Origin of the sequence: Curtobacterium sp. SP.BCo (assembly GCF_051903265.1) — a bacterium.
GTDB lineage: Bacteria > Actinomycetota > Actinomycetes > Actinomycetales > Microbacteriaceae > Curtobacterium.
Genome location: NZ_CP194337.1, coordinates 3155411 through 3171611 on the forward strand (window position 1 = coordinate 3155411; position 16201 = coordinate 3171611).

Sequence of the window (16201 nt, forward strand, 5' to 3'; positions counted from 1 at the left end):
CGACCCTACCCAGCCCGCACGCCTAGGATCGTGCGCACAGGTCAGCGAGAAGGGACATCTGTGAGCGCTTCCGGAGGCACGAAGGCCATCCTCGCCGCACTCGGTGCCAACGTCGGCATCGCGATCGTGAAGTTCGTCGCGGCGGCGATCAGCGGATCGGCCTCGATGCTCGCCGAGGGCGTCCACTCGCTCGCGGACTCCGCGAACCAGCTCCTGCTGCTGCTCGGCGGGCGACGCGCCCGACGTGCGGCGGACGAGGAGCACCCGTTCGGCTACGGGCGCGAACGGTACGTGTACGCGTTCGTGGTGTCGATCATCCTGTTCTCCGTCGGCGGCGTGTTCTCGCTCTACGAGGGCATCGAGAAGCTCACCCACCCGCACCCGCTCGACAACTGGTGGCTGCCGATCGCGGTGCTCGTCATCGCCATCGGGCTCGAGGGCTTCTCGCTCCGGACCGCCCTGAACGAGGCCCGACCGCAGAAGGGCCGGCAGAGCTGGGTGCAGTTCGTCCGCCGCGCCAAGGCCCCCGAGCTGCCCGTCGTCATGCTCGAGGACACCGCGGCACTGCTGGGCCTCGTGTTCGCCCTGTTCGGCGTCGGCCTCACCGCCATCACCGGCAACGGCGTCTTCGACGCGATCGGCACCATCCTCATCGCCGTGCTGCTCATCGCGGTCGCGGTGGTGCTCGGCATCGAGACCAAGAGCCTCCTCGTCGGCGAGGGCGCGAGCGCCGCCGACGTCGAGCGCATCAAGCACGCCGTGCTCGACGGCCCCGAGGTCGACTCGATCATCCACATCAAGACGCTGTACCTCGGGCCGGACGAGCTCATGGTCGGCGTGAAGGTCGCCGTCGACGGTGACCGACGCCTCGGCGACGTCGCGGCGGGCATCGACTCCGTCGAGCACCGGGTCCGCACCGCCGTGCCGATCGCCCGGGTGATCTACGTCGAGCCCGACGTGCTCCGCACCGGCCCGCGACCGCCGACCGAGGCGATCGTGATCCGCGCCGCGGACTGAGGTCACCCTTCCTGGCGGGCCTGACGACGGGTCCGCCACGATGGGCGCATGACCGCGCTCTTCGACGTCCTGCTCATCCTGCACTTCCTCGGCCTCGCGGCGGTCATCGGCGCGTTCCTCGTGCAGGTGCGGCGCAAGGGCGGCTTCCAGACGTCCTGGCCGATCGCCGGGCTGGTCGTGCAGCTCGTCACCGGCCTCGGGATGATGGGCGTCATCGACGCGACCAGTGACGGCGGCGCGAACCACGCCAAGCTCGGTGTGAAGCTCGCCATCGCGGTGGTGGCCCTCGTGCTGGCGTTCGTCGCCCGGGCGCGTCAGAAGCGTGCCGACGCCGGCGCGGCGAAGGCGAAGGCCGCCCTGCCGTTCTTCCACTCGGCCGGCGCGCTCGCGATCGTCAACGTCCTGATCGCGGTGCTCTGGAGCTGAGTCCGGACAGCACCGGGGGCCGGTTCAGCGACGGGTCGCGAAGAAGGCGTCCAGCAGCTCGGCGCACGCCGGCTCCAGCACCCCGCCGACGACCTCGGACCGGTGCGGCAGCCGACGATCCCGGGCGATGTCGTAGACGCTCCCGCTCGCCCCGGCCTTCGGGTCCCACGCTCCGAAGACGATCCGCGGCACCCGGGCGGCCAGGATCGCCCCGGCGCACATCGGGCACGGCTCGAGCGTGACCACCAGGGTGTGGTCGTCGAGGTGCCAGTCCCCCGTGACCTCGGCGGCCGCCCGGAGCGCGAGCACCTCGGCGTGGGCGGTGGGGTCCTGCCGCGCCTCGCGCTCGTTCCGGCCCACCGCGACCACCGCGCCGTCGCGGTCGAGCACCACCGCACCGACGGGGACGTCCCCGGTCGCCAGGCACGCCCGGGCCTCGTCGAGCGCACGCTCCATCGCCGGGACGAACGGACGGGCAGCGGGGGCTTCCACGGGGTCTCTCCTGGTGGTCGGCAGACGGTAGGCTCGACCCTATGCGAGTCCACGTCGCCGACCACCCGCTCATCACCCACAAGCTCTCGGTGCTCCGCGACCGTACGACGCCCTCCCCCACGTTCCGCGCCCTCACCGAGGAACTCGTGACGCTGCTGGCGTACGAGGCGACCCGCAACGTGCGCGTCACCGCGACCCCGATCGACACGCCGGTGGCGCACACCATGGGCGTCTCGATCGCGAAGCCCCGACCCCTCGTCGTGCCGATCCTGCGCGCCGGGCTCGGCATGCTCGAGGGCATGGTCAAGCTCGTGCCGACGGCCGAGGTCGGCTTCCTCGGCATGGCCCGCAACGAGGAGACCCTCGAACCGCAGACCTACGCCGAGCGCCTGCCCGACGACCTCTCCGGCCGCCAGTGCTTCGTGCTCGACCCGATGCTGGCCACCGGCGGCACCCTCGCGGCCGCGATCGACTTCCTGTTCGACCGCGGCGCGCAGGAGGTCACGTGCGTCTGCATCCTCGGTGCACCCGAGGGCCTCGCCGCCGTCGAGGAAGCCGTGGGCGACCGCAACGTCTCGATCGTGCTCGGCGCCCTGGACGAGAAGCTCGACGAGAACGGCTACATCGTGCCGGGCCTCGGCGACGCCGGCGACCGCCTGTACGGCCTCGCCGAGTAGGACGACCCCCGGTCGCGACGCGACCACCACCGGACAGGAGGCGCGGTGCCAGCCGGCATCGCGCCTCCCGTCCGCCTCCTGTCCGGTCCACGGCACCGTCCGCGCGGACGGTTGACACGACGTTGGTATCCCACCGATACTCGTCCCATGACTGCAACCGTGTCCACCCGCGTCCTCTCCGAGGCACAGGGGACCGCCGGCATGATGATGCCGGCCATGGCCGTCATGCGTTGTCGAATGTGCGCCTGATCGGCACCCGTTCCAGCTGGATCCCCCGCGACACCACCCCCGTCGCGCGAGCGTGATCCCCGGGTGACGACCACGTCGACGACGCGCACCACGTCGCGAGGTCTGTCCCCCGTACCCCCGGGTCGGCCCCGGTCCGCAGCAGGACCGCAGGGCACCACGGCACACGCCGTACCCGGACCGACGCATTCGACACGGCCGCGGCACCCATCTCGTGCCCGCAGCCACCCCGCCCGGAGAACCGCCATGTCGCTCACCATCGCCCAGCCCCGCACCGCCCTCCGCACCACGGCCCCCGCTCCCACCGACCTCGGCACCGTGACGCCGATCCGCCCGCGTCGCCAGCCCGTCGCGCCGCCGGCCCAGGTGGGCGTGCCGACCAGTCCGGTCGTCGCCCCGCAGCGCAACCGGGCACTGCCCGAGGGCACCGAGGCACGTGGGTTCGCGCTGTACGTCGGCATCGACGAGGCGAAGGCCGCGGCCGCGGGGACGACCCTGGCGGCCGTCGTCGAGCAGCTCAAGGCCCTGACGGCGCAGCTCGTGCCCGCGTCGGAGACGTACGCCGCGGTGGCCGTCGCCGCCGAGGGCTCCGGCGGACGGGACGTCGACGTCGTCCGGCTCGCGCTGCATGACCGTTCCGCCGTGGCCGCCCGCAAGCAGGCCGAGAAGCCCGAGCCCGAGGAGACCGGCGTCGTCATCGACATCTCCCGGAAGCGCGTGACGCTCGACGGTGAGGCCGCTCCCCTGACCTACAAGGAGTTCGAGCTCCTGCAGTTCCTCGTGCTCCGCGAGGGGCAGACCGTCGACCGCTCCGCCATCATCGACGGGCTCTGGTCCGACGGCGAGGACGAGACCCCGAACGAGCGCACCATCGACGTGCACGTGCGTCGACTCCGCTCGAAGCTCGGTGCGTTCGAGGAGATCGTCCGCACCGTGCGCGGGGTCGGCTACCGATTCGACCGCCACGCCGACGTCGCGGTGCGGTACGCCTCGACGCCGTCGCCCGACCTCTTCTGATCCGCATCGGTCGCTCTTGGTGAACTCGCAGCGAACGACCGCGTCGGACGGTAGCGCGCCGTTACCCGTTCGTTATACAGTCGGTGGTGCAGACGGTGTTTGCTGTGGCACCGGCTGTGGAATGTGATTGCAGGACACTCTTGGTGCAAGGGAGAGGGCCGTCCGTCGGGAAACCGGTGGGCGGCCCTCGTTGCGTTCCGGAACTGCGCTGATCCTGCAAGGGAGAGGGCCGGACGTCCACTGGGCGACCGGCCCTCGTTGCGTTCCGGAACTGCGCTGGTCCTGCAAGGGAGAGGGCCGTCCGTCGGGAAACCGGTGGGCGGCCCTCGTTGCGTTCCGGAACTGCGCTGGTCCTGCAAGGGAGAGGGCCGGTCGTCCACGTGACGACCGGCCCTCGTTGCGTTCCCGGGGGACATCGCTGCGCGTCTGCGGCATCGTGTGTCCGACCCCGTCGCTAGTGTGGGATGACCGTACGACCGGAGGGAGCGCGATCGTGGACGAGTCACGCCGCAGCGAGAAGGCGACCGCCGTCGCGGCCTGGGAGGCCCTGTTCCGGGCGCAGGTGACGGTGATGCGCGCACTCAACGCCGAGTTCCCCGGGGGCGAGATCTCCTTCAACGAGTACGACGTCTGCTTCAACCTGTCGACCCAGCCCGGTCGACGCTGCCGGATGCGCGAACTCACCGGGCACCTGCTCCTCACGCAGCCGAGCGTCAGCCGTCTCGTCGACCGGCTCACCGCGCGCGGCATCGTCGAGAAGCAGCCCGACCCCGCCGACGCCCGCGGCGTGATCGTGGCGCTCACCGCCCACGGGTTCGACGTCTACCGCGCGGTCGCCGTGCAGCACGCCCAGACCATCGCCGACCAGGTCGGTGCCGGGTTGGACGACGCCGAGCTCCGGACCCTGACCGAACTGTGCACGAAGCTCCGGACGGCCGCGGGGCCGGCAGCGCCGCGGCGCGCATCGGCACGAGCAGCCTCGACGGTGGAAGCGGCGACGGCGTGACCGGCGCGCTGGTTTGGCTCCGTGACGACCTCCGGCTCGCCGACAACCCCGCACTGCGCGCCGCGATCGACCACGGCGGCGACGTCACGGTGGCGTACGTGCTCGACGACGAGTCCCCTGGTATCCGGCCGATCGGGTCGGCCAGCCGGTGGTGGCTCCACCACTCGTTGACGGCACTGGACGGCGAGCTCCGCGACCGCGGCTCGCGGCTGACCCTCCGGCGCGGAGCCGCCGCGTCCGAGATCGACCGGCTCGTCGCCGACAGCGGCGCCGATGCCGTGTTCTGGAACCGCCGCTACGGCCCGGCCGAACGCGAGCTCGACGCCGGCATCAAGACCTCGCTGACCGACGGCGGGGTCGAGGCCCACAGCTTCGCGGCGAACCTGCTCTGGGAACCGTGGACCGTGCTCACCGGCCAGGGCGAGCCGTACAAGGTGTTCACGCCCTTCTGGCGGGCGGCACAGGCGATGCCGGAGCCGCGGCACCCGCTCCCGAAGCCCCGCGACCTGCCTGGTCCAGCGCGCGTCACGAGCGACGATCTCGACGACTGGGGGCTCCTGCCGACCCACCCCGACTGGGCAGGGGGTCTCCGCGATGCCTGGGAGCCGGGCGAACGCGGAGCACACCGTCGCCTCGAACACTTCGTCGGCAACGCGCTCGAGGACTACGACCAGCGCGACGAACCGGCGCAGGCCGCCACCAGTTACCTGTCCCCGCACATCCGCTGGGGCGAGGTCAGCCCGTACCAGGTGTGGCACCGGCTGCACGGCGACCTGGAACCGGAACAGCGCAAGCACGCGGCCGCGTTCCTCCGGCAGCTGGCGTGGCGCGAGTTCAACTGGAACGAGCACTTCCACTGCGAGGACATCACGACGGTGAACGTCCGGCGCGAGTTCGACGCGTTCCCCTGGCGCGATGCCCCGGAGGACGAGATCGACCGCTGGCGCACCGGCACCACCGGGTTCGACCTCGTCGACGCCGGCATGCGGGAGCTGTGGCACTCCGGGGCGATGCACAACCGCGTCCGGCTGGCGACGGCGAGCTTCCTCGTGAAGAACCTGCTGGTGGACTGGCGCATCGGTGAGCAGTGGTTCTGGGACACCCTCGTCGACGCCGACTCCGCCAACAACGCCGGGAACTGGCAGTGGGTCGCCGGTTCGGGATTCGACGCGGCGCCGTACTTCCGGGTGTTCAACCCCGACCGGCAGCTCGAACGCTTCGACCCGCACCGCGAGTACGTGCACCGCTGGGTCCCCGCCGACGAGGAGCGTCCCGACCCGATGGTCGACCTGAAGGAAACCCGGCAGCGAGCCCTCGACGCGTACGACCGGATGCGTCGGTCGTGAACCCCGGCGTGCAGCGCACGGCCGATGCGGTCGACGCGGTGTTCCGCGAGCGGGTGGAGGAGCTCCGCACCGCGCCGAGCAGCGTCTGGGGGGTGTTCGACCGCAGCGGGCTCGTGGTGTCCGGCGGGCACGGCGACCGGGGCGACGGCCGTGCGCCGGACGCCGACACGGTCTACCGGATCGCGTCGTGCACGAAGAGCGTCACGGCGGCCACACTGCTGACCCTGGTGGCCGACGGGCAGGTCGCGCTCGACGCCCCGGTGACCGACTTCGTCCCGGCGTTCGCCGACGTGGCGCTCCCCACCCCGGACTCCCCCGTGCCGACGCTCCGGATGCTGCTGACGATGGCGGCCGGCTTCCCCACGGACGACCCGTGGGCGGACCGGCAGGAATCCCTCTCCGACGCCGAGTTCGACGCGGTGCTCCGGGACGGTCTGCTCTTCGACTCCGTGCCCGGCACCCGGTTCGCCTACTCGAACACCGGGTACGCCCTGCTCGGTCGTGTCATCGCGGTCGTCACCGGTTCCCCGTACACCGAGGTCGCCTCCGAGACGGTGCTCCGTCCGCTCGGACTCGACGACACGGTGTTCAGCGCCGCCGAGTCGCGCGGGTACGTCGTGACCGGTGTCCGACCGGACGGAGACGGCTGGGAACCGCTCGCCACACCCGGACCCGGCGCCTTCTCGTCGATCGGCGGCCTGTTCTCGACCGTCGCCGACCTCGCCCGGTGGGGCACGCACCTGGCATCGGCGTTCACCGGTGCCCCGCGCCCCGGCCCGCTCTCCCCCGCCGACCGTCGGCTCATGCAGCAGGCGATGCGGGTGGTGCCCGGCGCGGTGGTGCCGGCGTCCACCCGGGCCACCGCGTACGGCTTCGGACTGTTCGTCGAGCAGGACCCGCGCTTCGGCGAGCTCGTCTCGCACTCCGGCGGCTACCCGGGCTTCTCCGCGCACATGCGGTGGTCGGTCCGCGACGGCCTCGGGGTGGTCGCGTTCGAGAACGCCACGCAGGCCAAGGTCTCCGCGGCCGCCGATCGTGCGCTCGACATCGTCCTGACCGAGGCCGCCGAGGCACCCACCACCACCACGTCCACCGGGAGCACCACGATCCCGCTCGCCGCTCCGGGTACACGACGCACCACGGCGGCGACGCGGGCGGCCCGGGGCGCCGTCACGCGCCTCCTGGCCGACTGGGACGACGCCCTGGCGGACGCGGTCTGCACGCCCAACGTCGCCCAGGACGTCCCCTACGAGCGTCGGCGCCGTGCGATCGCCGAGGCGGTCGCCGCCGTCGGAGCCGACGTGACCGCGCCGCCGGTCGAGGAGTCCTCCGCGGCGCCGTCGCACCTGCGCTGGTGGCTCCCGGGGTCGGCGGGCCGGCTGCGGGTCGAGATCCGGCTCGCGCCCCTCGCCGCCGGACTGGTGCAGACGCTCACGGTGACGGCGGAACCCGCCGAACGCTGACGGTGGGCCGCGGCATCACCCGGCGACCGCTGACGGTGGGCCGCGGCGTCACCCGCCCAACTCCGACGGCCATCCGCGGCAGATCCCGCCGAACGCCGACGGCCAGCTGCGACGGCGAACGCTGCGGCCAGCCGCGGCGGAACCCGGATGGCCCACCGGACGCCGACCACCGGCTCCCGCGCGCCGTCAGACCGGCGGTCGTCCGCCCACGAAGCCGAGCGCACGTGCCGCGACCCGGGTCCCCTCGCGTGCCGCGGCACCGACCCGCACGGGATCGGTCGCCCAGGCGCGCAGGAACCCGGCGGCGAAGGCGTCGCCCGCGCCCAGCGTGTCGACCACGGTGGCCGGGGTGATCGGGACGCGCTGGGGGCTCCGACCGGGCCGTCCGAGCAGTACCCCGTCGTGCGCCATCGTGACGACCACGAGCGGCACCACGGTCGTCAGCACGGCGATCGCGTCCGTAGCCGAGGACGCGCCGGTGAGCGCGAGCGCCTCCTGCTCGCTGGGGAAGAGCACGTCGACGCCCTCGAGCGCCCCGAGGAACTCCGACGCGCCGACTGCCCGGACGACCGCTTCCGACGACGGGTCGAGCGCCACGCGGGCGGTCCCGCTGCGGGCCCGGGCGACGAGTCCGGCGATCCGGTCGACCCCGCCGCCGCCGAGCATCGCGGACCCGGTGAGATGGACGATGTCGGCACGGCCGACGAGGTCGAGCGGCACGTCGTCCCCGGAGACCACTCCGCTGGCCGCCGGGTCGGACATCGCCGTCCGTCCGTCGCCGTTGCGCACCGACACCACGGCGCCGGTCGCGGCCCGGGCGTCGTAGCGGAGGTGCGCCCGCACGCCGGCGTCGGCGAGCCCGCGTTCGTGGCGGTAGACGTCCTCGACACCGACCCGGCCGACGAGGTCGACCTCCGCGCCGAGCCAGCCGAGCCAGGTCGCGGTGTTCCCCGCGGCGCCGACCGGGCGGTGCCGGATCACGGCGGCCGGGTCGTGCACGTTCGCCGTCGCCGCCGTGGTCTGAACGAGCACGCCGTCCAGGACGTCGCCGACGACCAGGAACCGCTTCCCCGCGCCACGACGCCGGCCCGCGACCGCCCGTCCGGCACGGGGCGCTTCGGGCCGTGACGGGGCCTCGGAGCGCTGGGACGGCATGGACATCGCGCCCATCCTACGTGGAGACGAGGGGAACTCGGTTTCTGTGACTCCGCACACCTCCACGCCGAGGAGCAGTCTGGCGGTTCCGGACACGAGACGGTAATATACTCACTGATCGTATGTGAACGGTCGCGTACCGCCCACGACCCCGCTGGAGACGCCATGCCCCGGAAGCCCGACCCGACGCTCAAGCCCGCGATCATCGCGAAGGTGACGCAGCACCTCCAGGACACCAAGCTCGAGGACGTCTCGGTCCGCAGCCTCGGCCGGGTGCTCGGCACCAGCGCCTACCCGATCGTCTACCACTTCGGTTCACGGGACGCCCTGATCGACGCCGTGGTCGAGCACCTCGCCGACACCGTCTCGGACGTGGTCCTCGAGCCGACCGCCGACGACCTGGCCCTCACCGAGTACCTCATCGCCGTGTTCGGTCGCCTCGACGACCCGGAGCGCTCCCTCGCGGCCCGGCTCACCTTCGAGCTCGGCGCCGTCGAGTCGATCGACAGCCGCGACCGCGAGCGGACGTTCCACCGCGAGCAGATCGCCGCCGTTGCCGCCTGGTGCCGGTCGCACGGGTACGGTCCGGCCGACGCCGACCGGGCAGCACTCGGCGCGGTCCTCGCGGCGCGCGGTGCGCAGTGGGGCACGATCGTCGACCGCGAGAACACCGACACCGACGCCGCGCTCCGCGCGATCGCGCACAAGCTGGTGGCCGGGGCACAGTTCGCGACGGCCTGACCGCCCGCAACACGACCCCGGACGGACTGGAGGCGCGGTGCCAGCCGGCACCGCGCCTCCAGTCCGTCAGTCGGTCACGTCACGTGACCCGCTGTCGGTGTCTCAGAGCGTGACGAAACGCTGCGACTTCGCGTTCGCGAAGCGCGCCGCGACGTTCTCCCAGTCGACGATGTTCCAGACGGCCTTCACGTAGTCCGCCTTGACGTTGAGGTAGTCGAGGTAGAACGCGTGCTCCCACATGTCGAGCATGAAGATCGGGACGAGGCCGAACGGCACGTTGGCCTGCTGGTCGAACAGCTGGAACGTGGTGAGCTTCTGGCCGACGGTGTCCCACGCCAGGACGGACCAGCCGGAGCCCTGGATGCCCGTGGCGACGGCGGTGAACTGGGCCTGGAACTTCTCGAACGAGCCGAAGAACTCGTCGATCGCGGCGGCGAGCTCGCCCTCCGGGACCTTCGTGTCCGGGCCGAGGTTGGTCCAGAAGATCGAGTGGTTGACGTGACCGCCGAGGTTGAACGCCAGGTCCTTCTCGAGCTTGTTGACGTTCGCCAGGTTGCCCGACTCGCGGGCCTCGGCGAGCTGCTCGAGCGCGGTGTTCGCACCCGTCACGTAGGTCTGGTGGTGCTTGTCGTGGTGCAGCTGCATGATCTTGCCGCTGATGTGCGGCTCGAGTGCGGCATAGTCGTACGGCAGCTCCGGCAGGGTGTACTCAGCCATGTGAGTTCCTTTCGATCAGTGGTTGGCGGATGGTGCTCCGCGGCTCACAGGAGCCGGGAACGATCGGTGAGGGAGTGGAATTCCCGGTTGTGGTAGACCAGCGGCTCGCCCCGTTCGAGGCCGACGACGATGTCGAGGACCTCGGCGACGACCACGGTCGACGAGCCGATCGGCGTGGTCGAGAGCGGTCGGCAGCGGAGGGCGCTCGCGGCACTCGGCAGGTACCGGTCCCCCGACGGCAGCGTCCCCCAGATCGGGTCGTCGGCGGGCGGGCTGCCCGCGGCCGCGAACCGCTTCGCGAGACCGACGCCCAGGGAGTCGACCAGGTGGACCACGAAGAGCGGTGCACCGAGCACGACGCCGGCGGACCCGGAGTTCGTGGACAGCGAGAAGACGAGCACGGGCGGGTCGATCGCGACGCTGGCGACACTGGACGCGGTGAGGCCGGTCGGACCGTCGGGCCCCTCGGCGGTGATGACGGCGACACCGGCAGGGTGCCCGCGGAACGCGGCCTTGTAGGCGTCCGCGATGGTCGCCGGTGCTTCGTCGGGCATGGGAGTCGTGGTCGTTCCTTCGGATGGGGAGGGCCGCGGCTCCGCGGCCATGTCCCAACGTATGACCTCAACCATGGTTGAGGTCAACGATTCCCAGGTTCGACCGATCCCGGGCGCGCCGTGTGACCCCGTGTGACGTGCGCTGGACGCTCGCCGGACGTCACCGGGGCGCTTCGTGAGCAGGAATCGTCGGGTCGCGGGCGGCGACTCGACGTCTTCTGCTCACCGTGCGGCGCGGGCGGCGGCACGGGCGGCGTGGGGCGTGGTGCGCCGTGGGCGGCCCGGGGCGCTTCGTGAGCAGGAATCGTCGGGTCGCGGGCGCCGACCCGACGTCTTCTGCTCACCATGCGGCGCGGGCGCGGGCGCGGGCGCCGCCCGGGCGGCGCGGGGCAGGGCGCGGGCGCGAGCGGCCCGGGGCCGGCGGCGCGCTACCGGCGCTTGAGCATGACGACCGACCCCGCGGCGGCGACCACCATGAGGAGCGCAGCGACCCCCGCCGTGATCGTCACCCCGGAGTCGAACGCTGCCCGGGCCGACTCCAGGAGCACCTGCCCCGCGGACCCGCCGAGCGTCGACGCCGCCGACACCGCACCGCCGAGGGTCTCCTGGGCAGCCGTGTGCGCCGACGAGCTCAGCCCGCCCGGCACCACCACGTGCGCGCGGTACGCCGTCGCCAGGATCGTCCCGAGCACCGCCGTCCCGAGCACCGCGCCGATCTCGTACGCGGTCTCGGACACCGCCGACGCCGCACCGGCCTTGTCCGCCGGCGCCGTGGAGATGATGAGGTCGTTCGTGACGGTCTCGGACGCGCCGATGCCGATGCCGAGCAGGACGAACGCGAACGCCAGCGCCACGATCGACGCGTGGTGTCCGAGCACGGCGACCATCGCGTACGCAGCGGCCGAGAACAGCAGGGCGACGGCGACGACCCAGCGCGGCGCGACCCGGGCGACGATCGGCACGACGACCAGGCCGGCGACGATCGTCAGAACGGAACCCGGGACGAGCACGATGCCGGACGTGAACGGGTCGAGGCCGGCGACGAGCTGCAGGTGCTGCGCGATGAAGAACAGGAACCCGGTGAGCGAGAACATCGCGGCCATGTTCATCAGCACGCTGCCCGTGAACGCGGTGCTCCGGAACAGCCGGAGGTCGAGCATCGGCGTCCGCGAGCGCAGCTGGCGTCGGACGAACGCGATGCCGCAGAGGACGCCGACGGCGAGCATCGCGATCGCGAAGCCGCGCTCCTCCGGGTGGACGACGGACTTGATCGCCCACGCGGTCGGGGCGAGGGCGCCGAGCGACAGGAACATGCTCGGCACGTCGACGGGCCCCGGGTGCGGGTCCCGCGACTCCGGCACGCAGAACGGCACGGCGACGAGCATCACCACGAGGATCGGGACGGCCACCAGGAACACCGCACCCCAGTGCAGGTGGGCGAGCAGCGTGCCGCCGACGAGCGGGCCGAGGGCGTTGCCGGCTGCGAACATCGTCGACCAGACGGCGAGGGCCATCCGGCGCTCCCCCGCGTTCGTGAACACGTTGCGGATGATGGAGAGCGTCGCGGGCATGAGCATCGCGCCGAAGACCCCCATCGCGATGCGGGCGGCGACGAGCATCCAGGCATCGGTCGCGAAGGCCGCGGCGACGGAGAACAACGCGAAGCCGCTCGCCCCGATCACCAGGATCCGGCGGCGTCCGATGCGGTCGCCGATGCTGCCCATCACGACGAGCAGCCCGGCGAGCACGAGCGGGTAGGCGTCGACGATCCAGAGCTGGGTGGTGGCGTCCGGGTTCAGCGCGCGCGAGATGGACGGCAGGGCGAAGCTCAGGATGGTGTTGTCCACCGAGATGAGCAGGACGGGCAGCATGAGCACGGCGAGCGTGGCGAACCGACGGGTACGGCTCCCGGTGGCTGCGGTGGGGATCGGGCTGGTGAGCAGTGCGGACACGGTGACTCCTGGGACTTCGAGCCGGACCAGGTCGACGGCGGAGCAGACGAGACGGGACGCGGGGTCGACACGCGTCCCGTCAGGACTCCGTTAGTGTACCGTCTGGACGGTTATGGTTGCAAATGCAACCAAGCGCGGCCGGGAGGCACGGTGCCGGCCCGCCCCGCGCCTCCCGTCCGTCGCCTGGTCCCGCCCAGGGCGGGGCGCTGTCGTCAGGCCGACTCGCGCAGCAGCAGCGAGTGTCGCACGGTGCGTTGCACCGACTCGCCCTGCCGGGGCAGCTCGCCGGAGAGCATGCCGAGGGCGAGGTCGAGCGCCTCGCGCGCGACGGCGTCGAGGTCCACCGCGAGCGTCGTGAGGGTCGGGGCGACCAGCGAACCGAGCGGCAGCCCGTCCACGCCGACCACCCGGACATCGCCGGGGACGTCCACCCCGGCCCGGCGACAGGCCTGCAGGACGCCGAGCGCCATCACGTCGTTGAAGGCGAGGATCGCGTCCTCGCGGCGGCGGTGCCGGAGGATCCGCGCCGTCTCCTCCGCACCGCACTCGGCCGTGCCGTGCGGTGCGTGCACCAGCTCCGGCAGGTAGCCGCGTCGCCGCAGGGCCTCCAGCATGAGCTCGCCACGGACGCTCGTGTGGTCCGGGTCGGAGTTGTCGAGCACGACCGGGTGCCGCACGCCGGTCGCCACGAGGTGGTCGGCGAGGACCTCGATCGCCTCGGACGGGTCGATCCAGACCGCGCCCGTCGGCGGGCCGTCCGACGGGTCGAGCTCGACCATCGGGACGGTGCCCAGCAAGTCGTTCCACCGCTCCCGTCGCGCGCCGAGGTAGCCGATCACCACGTCGGTCTGCGCGCCGAGCGCCTGCACCATCCGGTCCGCGTCGCTCGCGAGGTCGACGTCCGCGAGCATCACGTTCCAACCCTGCTCGGCGGCGAGTCGGAACACCGCCGAGGCGAGCTGCGGCGTGTACGGGTTCCGGAGGTCGTTCACCACCAGGCCGAGCTGGTGGTCCCCGCCGGTCACCAGGCCGCGGCCGAACCGGGACGGGCGGTAGTCGAGCCGTTCCGCAGCGGCGAGGACGCGCTGCTTGGTCGCGGCGCTGATGCCGGACATGCCGTTCATGGCACGCGTGACGGTCTGCCGGGAGACCCCGGCGGCCGCAGCGACGTCGATGATCGTCGCCCGGCCGCCGGGGGCGGGGACCGGGTCGGTCAGTCGCGGAGGTCCAGCCATGCCACCTGTTCGGGAGTGAGGTCGACGGAGAGGCCCGTCATCGAGGAACGGGCTTCCGCGATCGTACGCGGTCCGAAGAGCGGGAACGTCGGGAAGGGCTGGTGCAGCACGTACGCCAGGGCGATCGCCGTCGCCGGGACGCCGAACCGCTCCCCGAGCTCGGACGCCCGCCGGAGGCGCTCGAAGTTCTCGTCGCTGTAGTAGCAGCGCACGAGCTCGGCGTCGCTGGTGTCCTCCGGCTTCGCACGACCGGTGAAGAATCCCCGCGCCTGCGACGACCACGGCAGCAGCGGGACCTGACGCTCCTCGAGCCACTGCTTCGACGCGGCGTCGGTCGCGTGCCGGCAGCCCTCCCACGGCACGTCGTACGCCTCGGCGAGCCCGAAGTGGTTGCTGAGCACCTCGAACTCGTGCCTGCCGTTCGCGCGGGCGTACGCGTTCGCCTCGTCGAACCGGGCGGTGCTCCAGTTCGAGCCGCCGTAGACGCGGATGCGCCCCGCGCGACGGTGCTCGTCGAGGACGTCGACGAACTCCCCCACGGGGATGCTCTCGTCGTCGCGGTGCATCATGTAGATGTCCGCGTAGTCGGTGCCCTGGCGTTCGAGGCTCTCCAGCAGCTGACGGGACAACGACTCCGGGTCGCAGAACGGCGTGTGTGCGCCCTTCGTGATGACCACCACGTCCTCGCGGACGCCGCGGTTCTGGATCCACTTGCCGAGACGCCCCTCGAGCACGCCGCCGCCGTAGATGTACCCGGTGTCGAAGACGTTGCCGCCCTGCTCGACGAACAGGTCGAAGATCGCGCTGGCGTGGGCGAGGTCGGGCTGGTTGTCGACGCCCATGACGAGGCGCGACATCCGCTTCCCGACGCCCGCGATCTCGCCGTGGCGCATCGGGTTGTCCGCCTGCACCCGGAGCGGACGACCGCTCACGGTGGGGATGCCGACCGTCTCCGCCTCGAACGGGAAGCGCAGGCCGATCGCGGCACGCCACTTGTCGAGCGTGCGCGCGGCCGCGAGCGACTCGTCGAGGGTGAACTCGGGTGCGTCGACACGACCGTCGGCCAGCGCGGCGGTGGTCGCGTCGGCCTCGAGCGCGTACGGGTGCGCACCGGCGAAGGACAGTGTGCGGGGGTCCGCGTCGACCGTGCGGACCTCGATCGTGGGGTCGTCGCCGAGGGTCCACGGGTCGGTGAGCACGAGCTTCCCCGTGGTGCCGTGCACGACCACGGCGTTGTCGTCCTGCACGCGGACACCCGTGCGCACGTCCGCCGTGATCCCGTGCTTGTAGGTGAGGTGGGCGACGGTCCACTCGTCGACGCCGGTCGGGCCGAGGGTGCCGACGGCGGTGAGCTCGGTCGGTTCCGCGACGCGCTCCCCGGTGGCGGCCTGCACGATCGCTGCCGCCATCGTCACCGGGTAGCCACCGACGTCGAGGATCCCGCCGCCGGCCGTGTCGACGTCGAACAGGCGACCGCTGCGGGTGCCGGCGCGGAACGCGAACGAGGCGTCGATGTGCGTGACGTCGCCGACCGCACCCTGTCGGACGAGGTCGAGCAGGGCGGCGGTCTGCGGGTGGAAGCGGTACATGTACGCCTCGACGAGCGGCAGTCCCGCCTGGCGTGCCGCGTCGGCGAGCGCCATCGAGGTGCCGTGGTTCGGCGACAGCGGCTTCTCGCACAGCACGGCCTTGCCTGCGGCGAGCGCGGCGAGCACCAGGGCGGCGTGGCCGGTGTGCACCGTCGACACGTAGACGGCGTGCACGTCGGGGTCGGCGAGCACCTCGTCGTAGCCCAGGGCTGCGACGTCGGCGAAACCGTGCTCGGCTGCCTCGTCCGCGAACGCCTGCGCCCGCTCGGCCGACGAGCTGCCGGCGGCCACCAGGGTCGCGCCGGCGCTGCTCGACGACAGCTGGGAGAGGAAGCGGCGGGCGATGCTGCCCGGGCCGAGGACGGCCCAGTTCGTGGTGCCGGTGGCGGTGGTCGCGGTCTGCGCTGACATGCGGATCCCTATCGTGTCGTGAACCTTCACGGTCGCAACGACCGTAACGCCCTCATCACGCCGTTGCAATGATGTCGGCGCTTGACACGGCGTGTCGGTCGGGGCAGGCTCTGCACCACTTCGTGAGCGTTCACGGTCGAACGCTCCTGGGGCCGAT

15 protein-coding genes are annotated in these 16201 nt (G+C 72.2%); 8 read left to right on the forward strand and 7 right to left on the reverse strand.

Features of this window, described 5'->3' with window-relative positions:
- The first annotated feature begins 60 nt into the window (after positions 1–60).
- Both ACRQ4B_RS14880 and ACRQ4B_RS14885 read left to right on the forward strand, forming a co-directional pair.
- Complete coding sequence (locus tag ACRQ4B_RS14880) at positions 61–1017, forward strand: cation diffusion facilitator family transporter (protein WP_439692170.1); 957 nt, start codon at positions 61–63, stop codon at positions 1015–1017.
- A gap of 48 nt (positions 1018–1065) precedes the next feature.
- Positions 1066–1443 (forward strand): hypothetical protein, encoded by a 378-nt coding sequence (locus tag ACRQ4B_RS14885; protein ID WP_439692171.1) that lies wholly within the window; start codon positions 1066–1068, stop codon positions 1441–1443.
- Positions 1444–1467: 24 nt separating this feature from the next.
- Here ACRQ4B_RS14885 and ACRQ4B_RS14890 read toward each other — a convergent pair whose 3' ends face one another.
- The gene (locus ACRQ4B_RS14890; RefSeq protein ID WP_439694415.1) at positions 1468–1899 is read right to left on the reverse strand and encodes a nucleoside deaminase; all 432 of its coding nucleotides are present in this window, start codon (positions 1897–1899) and stop codon (positions 1468–1470) included.
- A 77-nt stretch (positions 1900–1976) separates the two neighbouring features.
- On the opposite strand from ACRQ4B_RS14890, the gene upp reads away from it, so the two are divergent.
- The 5 genes from upp to ACRQ4B_RS14915 all read left to right on the forward strand — a co-directional run bounded on the left by upp (position 1977) and on the right by ACRQ4B_RS14915 (position 7690).
- Positions 1977–2612, forward strand: a complete 636-nt coding sequence (upp, locus tag ACRQ4B_RS14895; protein WP_439692172.1) for a uracil phosphoribosyltransferase — start codon at positions 1977–1979, stop codon at positions 2610–2612.
- A gap of 492 nt (positions 2613–3104) precedes the next feature.
- Entirely contained in the window at positions 3105–3875 is a 771-nt protein-coding gene (locus tag ACRQ4B_RS14900) for a winged helix-turn-helix domain-containing protein (protein WP_439692173.1), read from the forward strand.
- Between the two features lie 493 nt (positions 3876–4368).
- Positions 4369–4881, forward strand: coding sequence for a MarR family winged helix-turn-helix transcriptional regulator (locus ACRQ4B_RS14905; RefSeq protein WP_439692174.1), 513 nt, complete (start codon positions 4369–4371; stop codon positions 4879–4881).
- A complete protein-coding gene (locus tag ACRQ4B_RS14910; RefSeq protein ID WP_439692175.1) occupies positions 4878–6227 on the forward strand; it encodes a cryptochrome/photolyase family protein in 1350 nt (449 codons plus the stop codon). Before ACRQ4B_RS14905 ends, ACRQ4B_RS14910 begins: the two co-directional genes overlap by 4 nt.
- Positions 6224–7690 carry a serine hydrolase domain-containing protein gene (locus tag ACRQ4B_RS14915; RefSeq protein ID WP_439692176.1) on the forward strand — a complete coding sequence of 489 codons (1467 nt, stop codon included), beginning with the start codon at positions 6224–6226 and terminating at the stop codon, positions 7688–7690. The genes ACRQ4B_RS14910 and ACRQ4B_RS14915 overlap by 4 nt, the downstream gene beginning before the upstream one ends.
- Before the next feature lie 186 nt (positions 7691–7876).
- Here the strand turns inward: ACRQ4B_RS14915 and ACRQ4B_RS14920 are convergent, their stop codons facing one another.
- Positions 7877–8851 (reverse strand): carbohydrate kinase family protein, encoded by a 975-nt coding sequence (locus tag ACRQ4B_RS14920; RefSeq protein WP_439692177.1) that lies wholly within the window; start codon positions 8849–8851, stop codon positions 7877–7879.
- A 159-nt stretch (positions 8852–9010) separates the two neighbouring features.
- Here ACRQ4B_RS14920 and ACRQ4B_RS14925 point away from each other — a divergent pair, with 159 nt between their 5' ends.
- Positions 9011–9586: a hypothetical protein gene (locus ACRQ4B_RS14925; protein WP_439692178.1), complete on the forward strand. Its 576-nt coding sequence runs from the start codon at positions 9011–9013 to the stop codon at positions 9584–9586.
- A gap of 102 nt (positions 9587–9688) precedes the next feature.
- On the opposite strand, the gene ACRQ4B_RS14930 is transcribed toward ACRQ4B_RS14925, so the two are convergent.
- From ACRQ4B_RS14930 to ACRQ4B_RS14950, 5 genes are all read right to left on the reverse strand, one after another.
- On the reverse strand, positions 9689–10303 hold the full coding sequence (locus ACRQ4B_RS14930; RefSeq protein WP_079236628.1) for a superoxide dismutase: 615 nt from the start codon (positions 10301–10303) through the stop codon (positions 9689–9691).
- Between the two features lie 44 nt (positions 10304–10347).
- A complete protein-coding gene (locus tag ACRQ4B_RS14935) occupies positions 10348–10857 on the reverse strand; it encodes a flavin reductase family protein (RefSeq protein WP_439692179.1) in 510 nt (169 codons plus the stop codon).
- 428 nt (positions 10858–11285) lie between these two features.
- Positions 11286–12809, reverse strand: a complete 1524-nt coding sequence (locus ACRQ4B_RS14940; protein ID WP_439692180.1) for an MFS transporter — start codon at positions 12807–12809, stop codon at positions 11286–11288.
- Between the two features lie 212 nt (positions 12810–13021).
- Complete coding sequence (locus ACRQ4B_RS14945; protein WP_439692181.1) at positions 13022–14044, reverse strand: LacI family DNA-binding transcriptional regulator; 1023 nt, start codon at positions 14042–14044, stop codon at positions 13022–13024.
- Positions 14023–16044, reverse strand: a complete 2022-nt coding sequence (locus tag ACRQ4B_RS14950) for an aldo/keto reductase (protein WP_439692182.1) — start codon at positions 16042–16044, stop codon at positions 14023–14025. Before ACRQ4B_RS14950 ends, ACRQ4B_RS14945 begins: the two co-directional genes overlap by 22 nt.
- Positions 16045–16201: the final 157 nt, after the last annotated feature.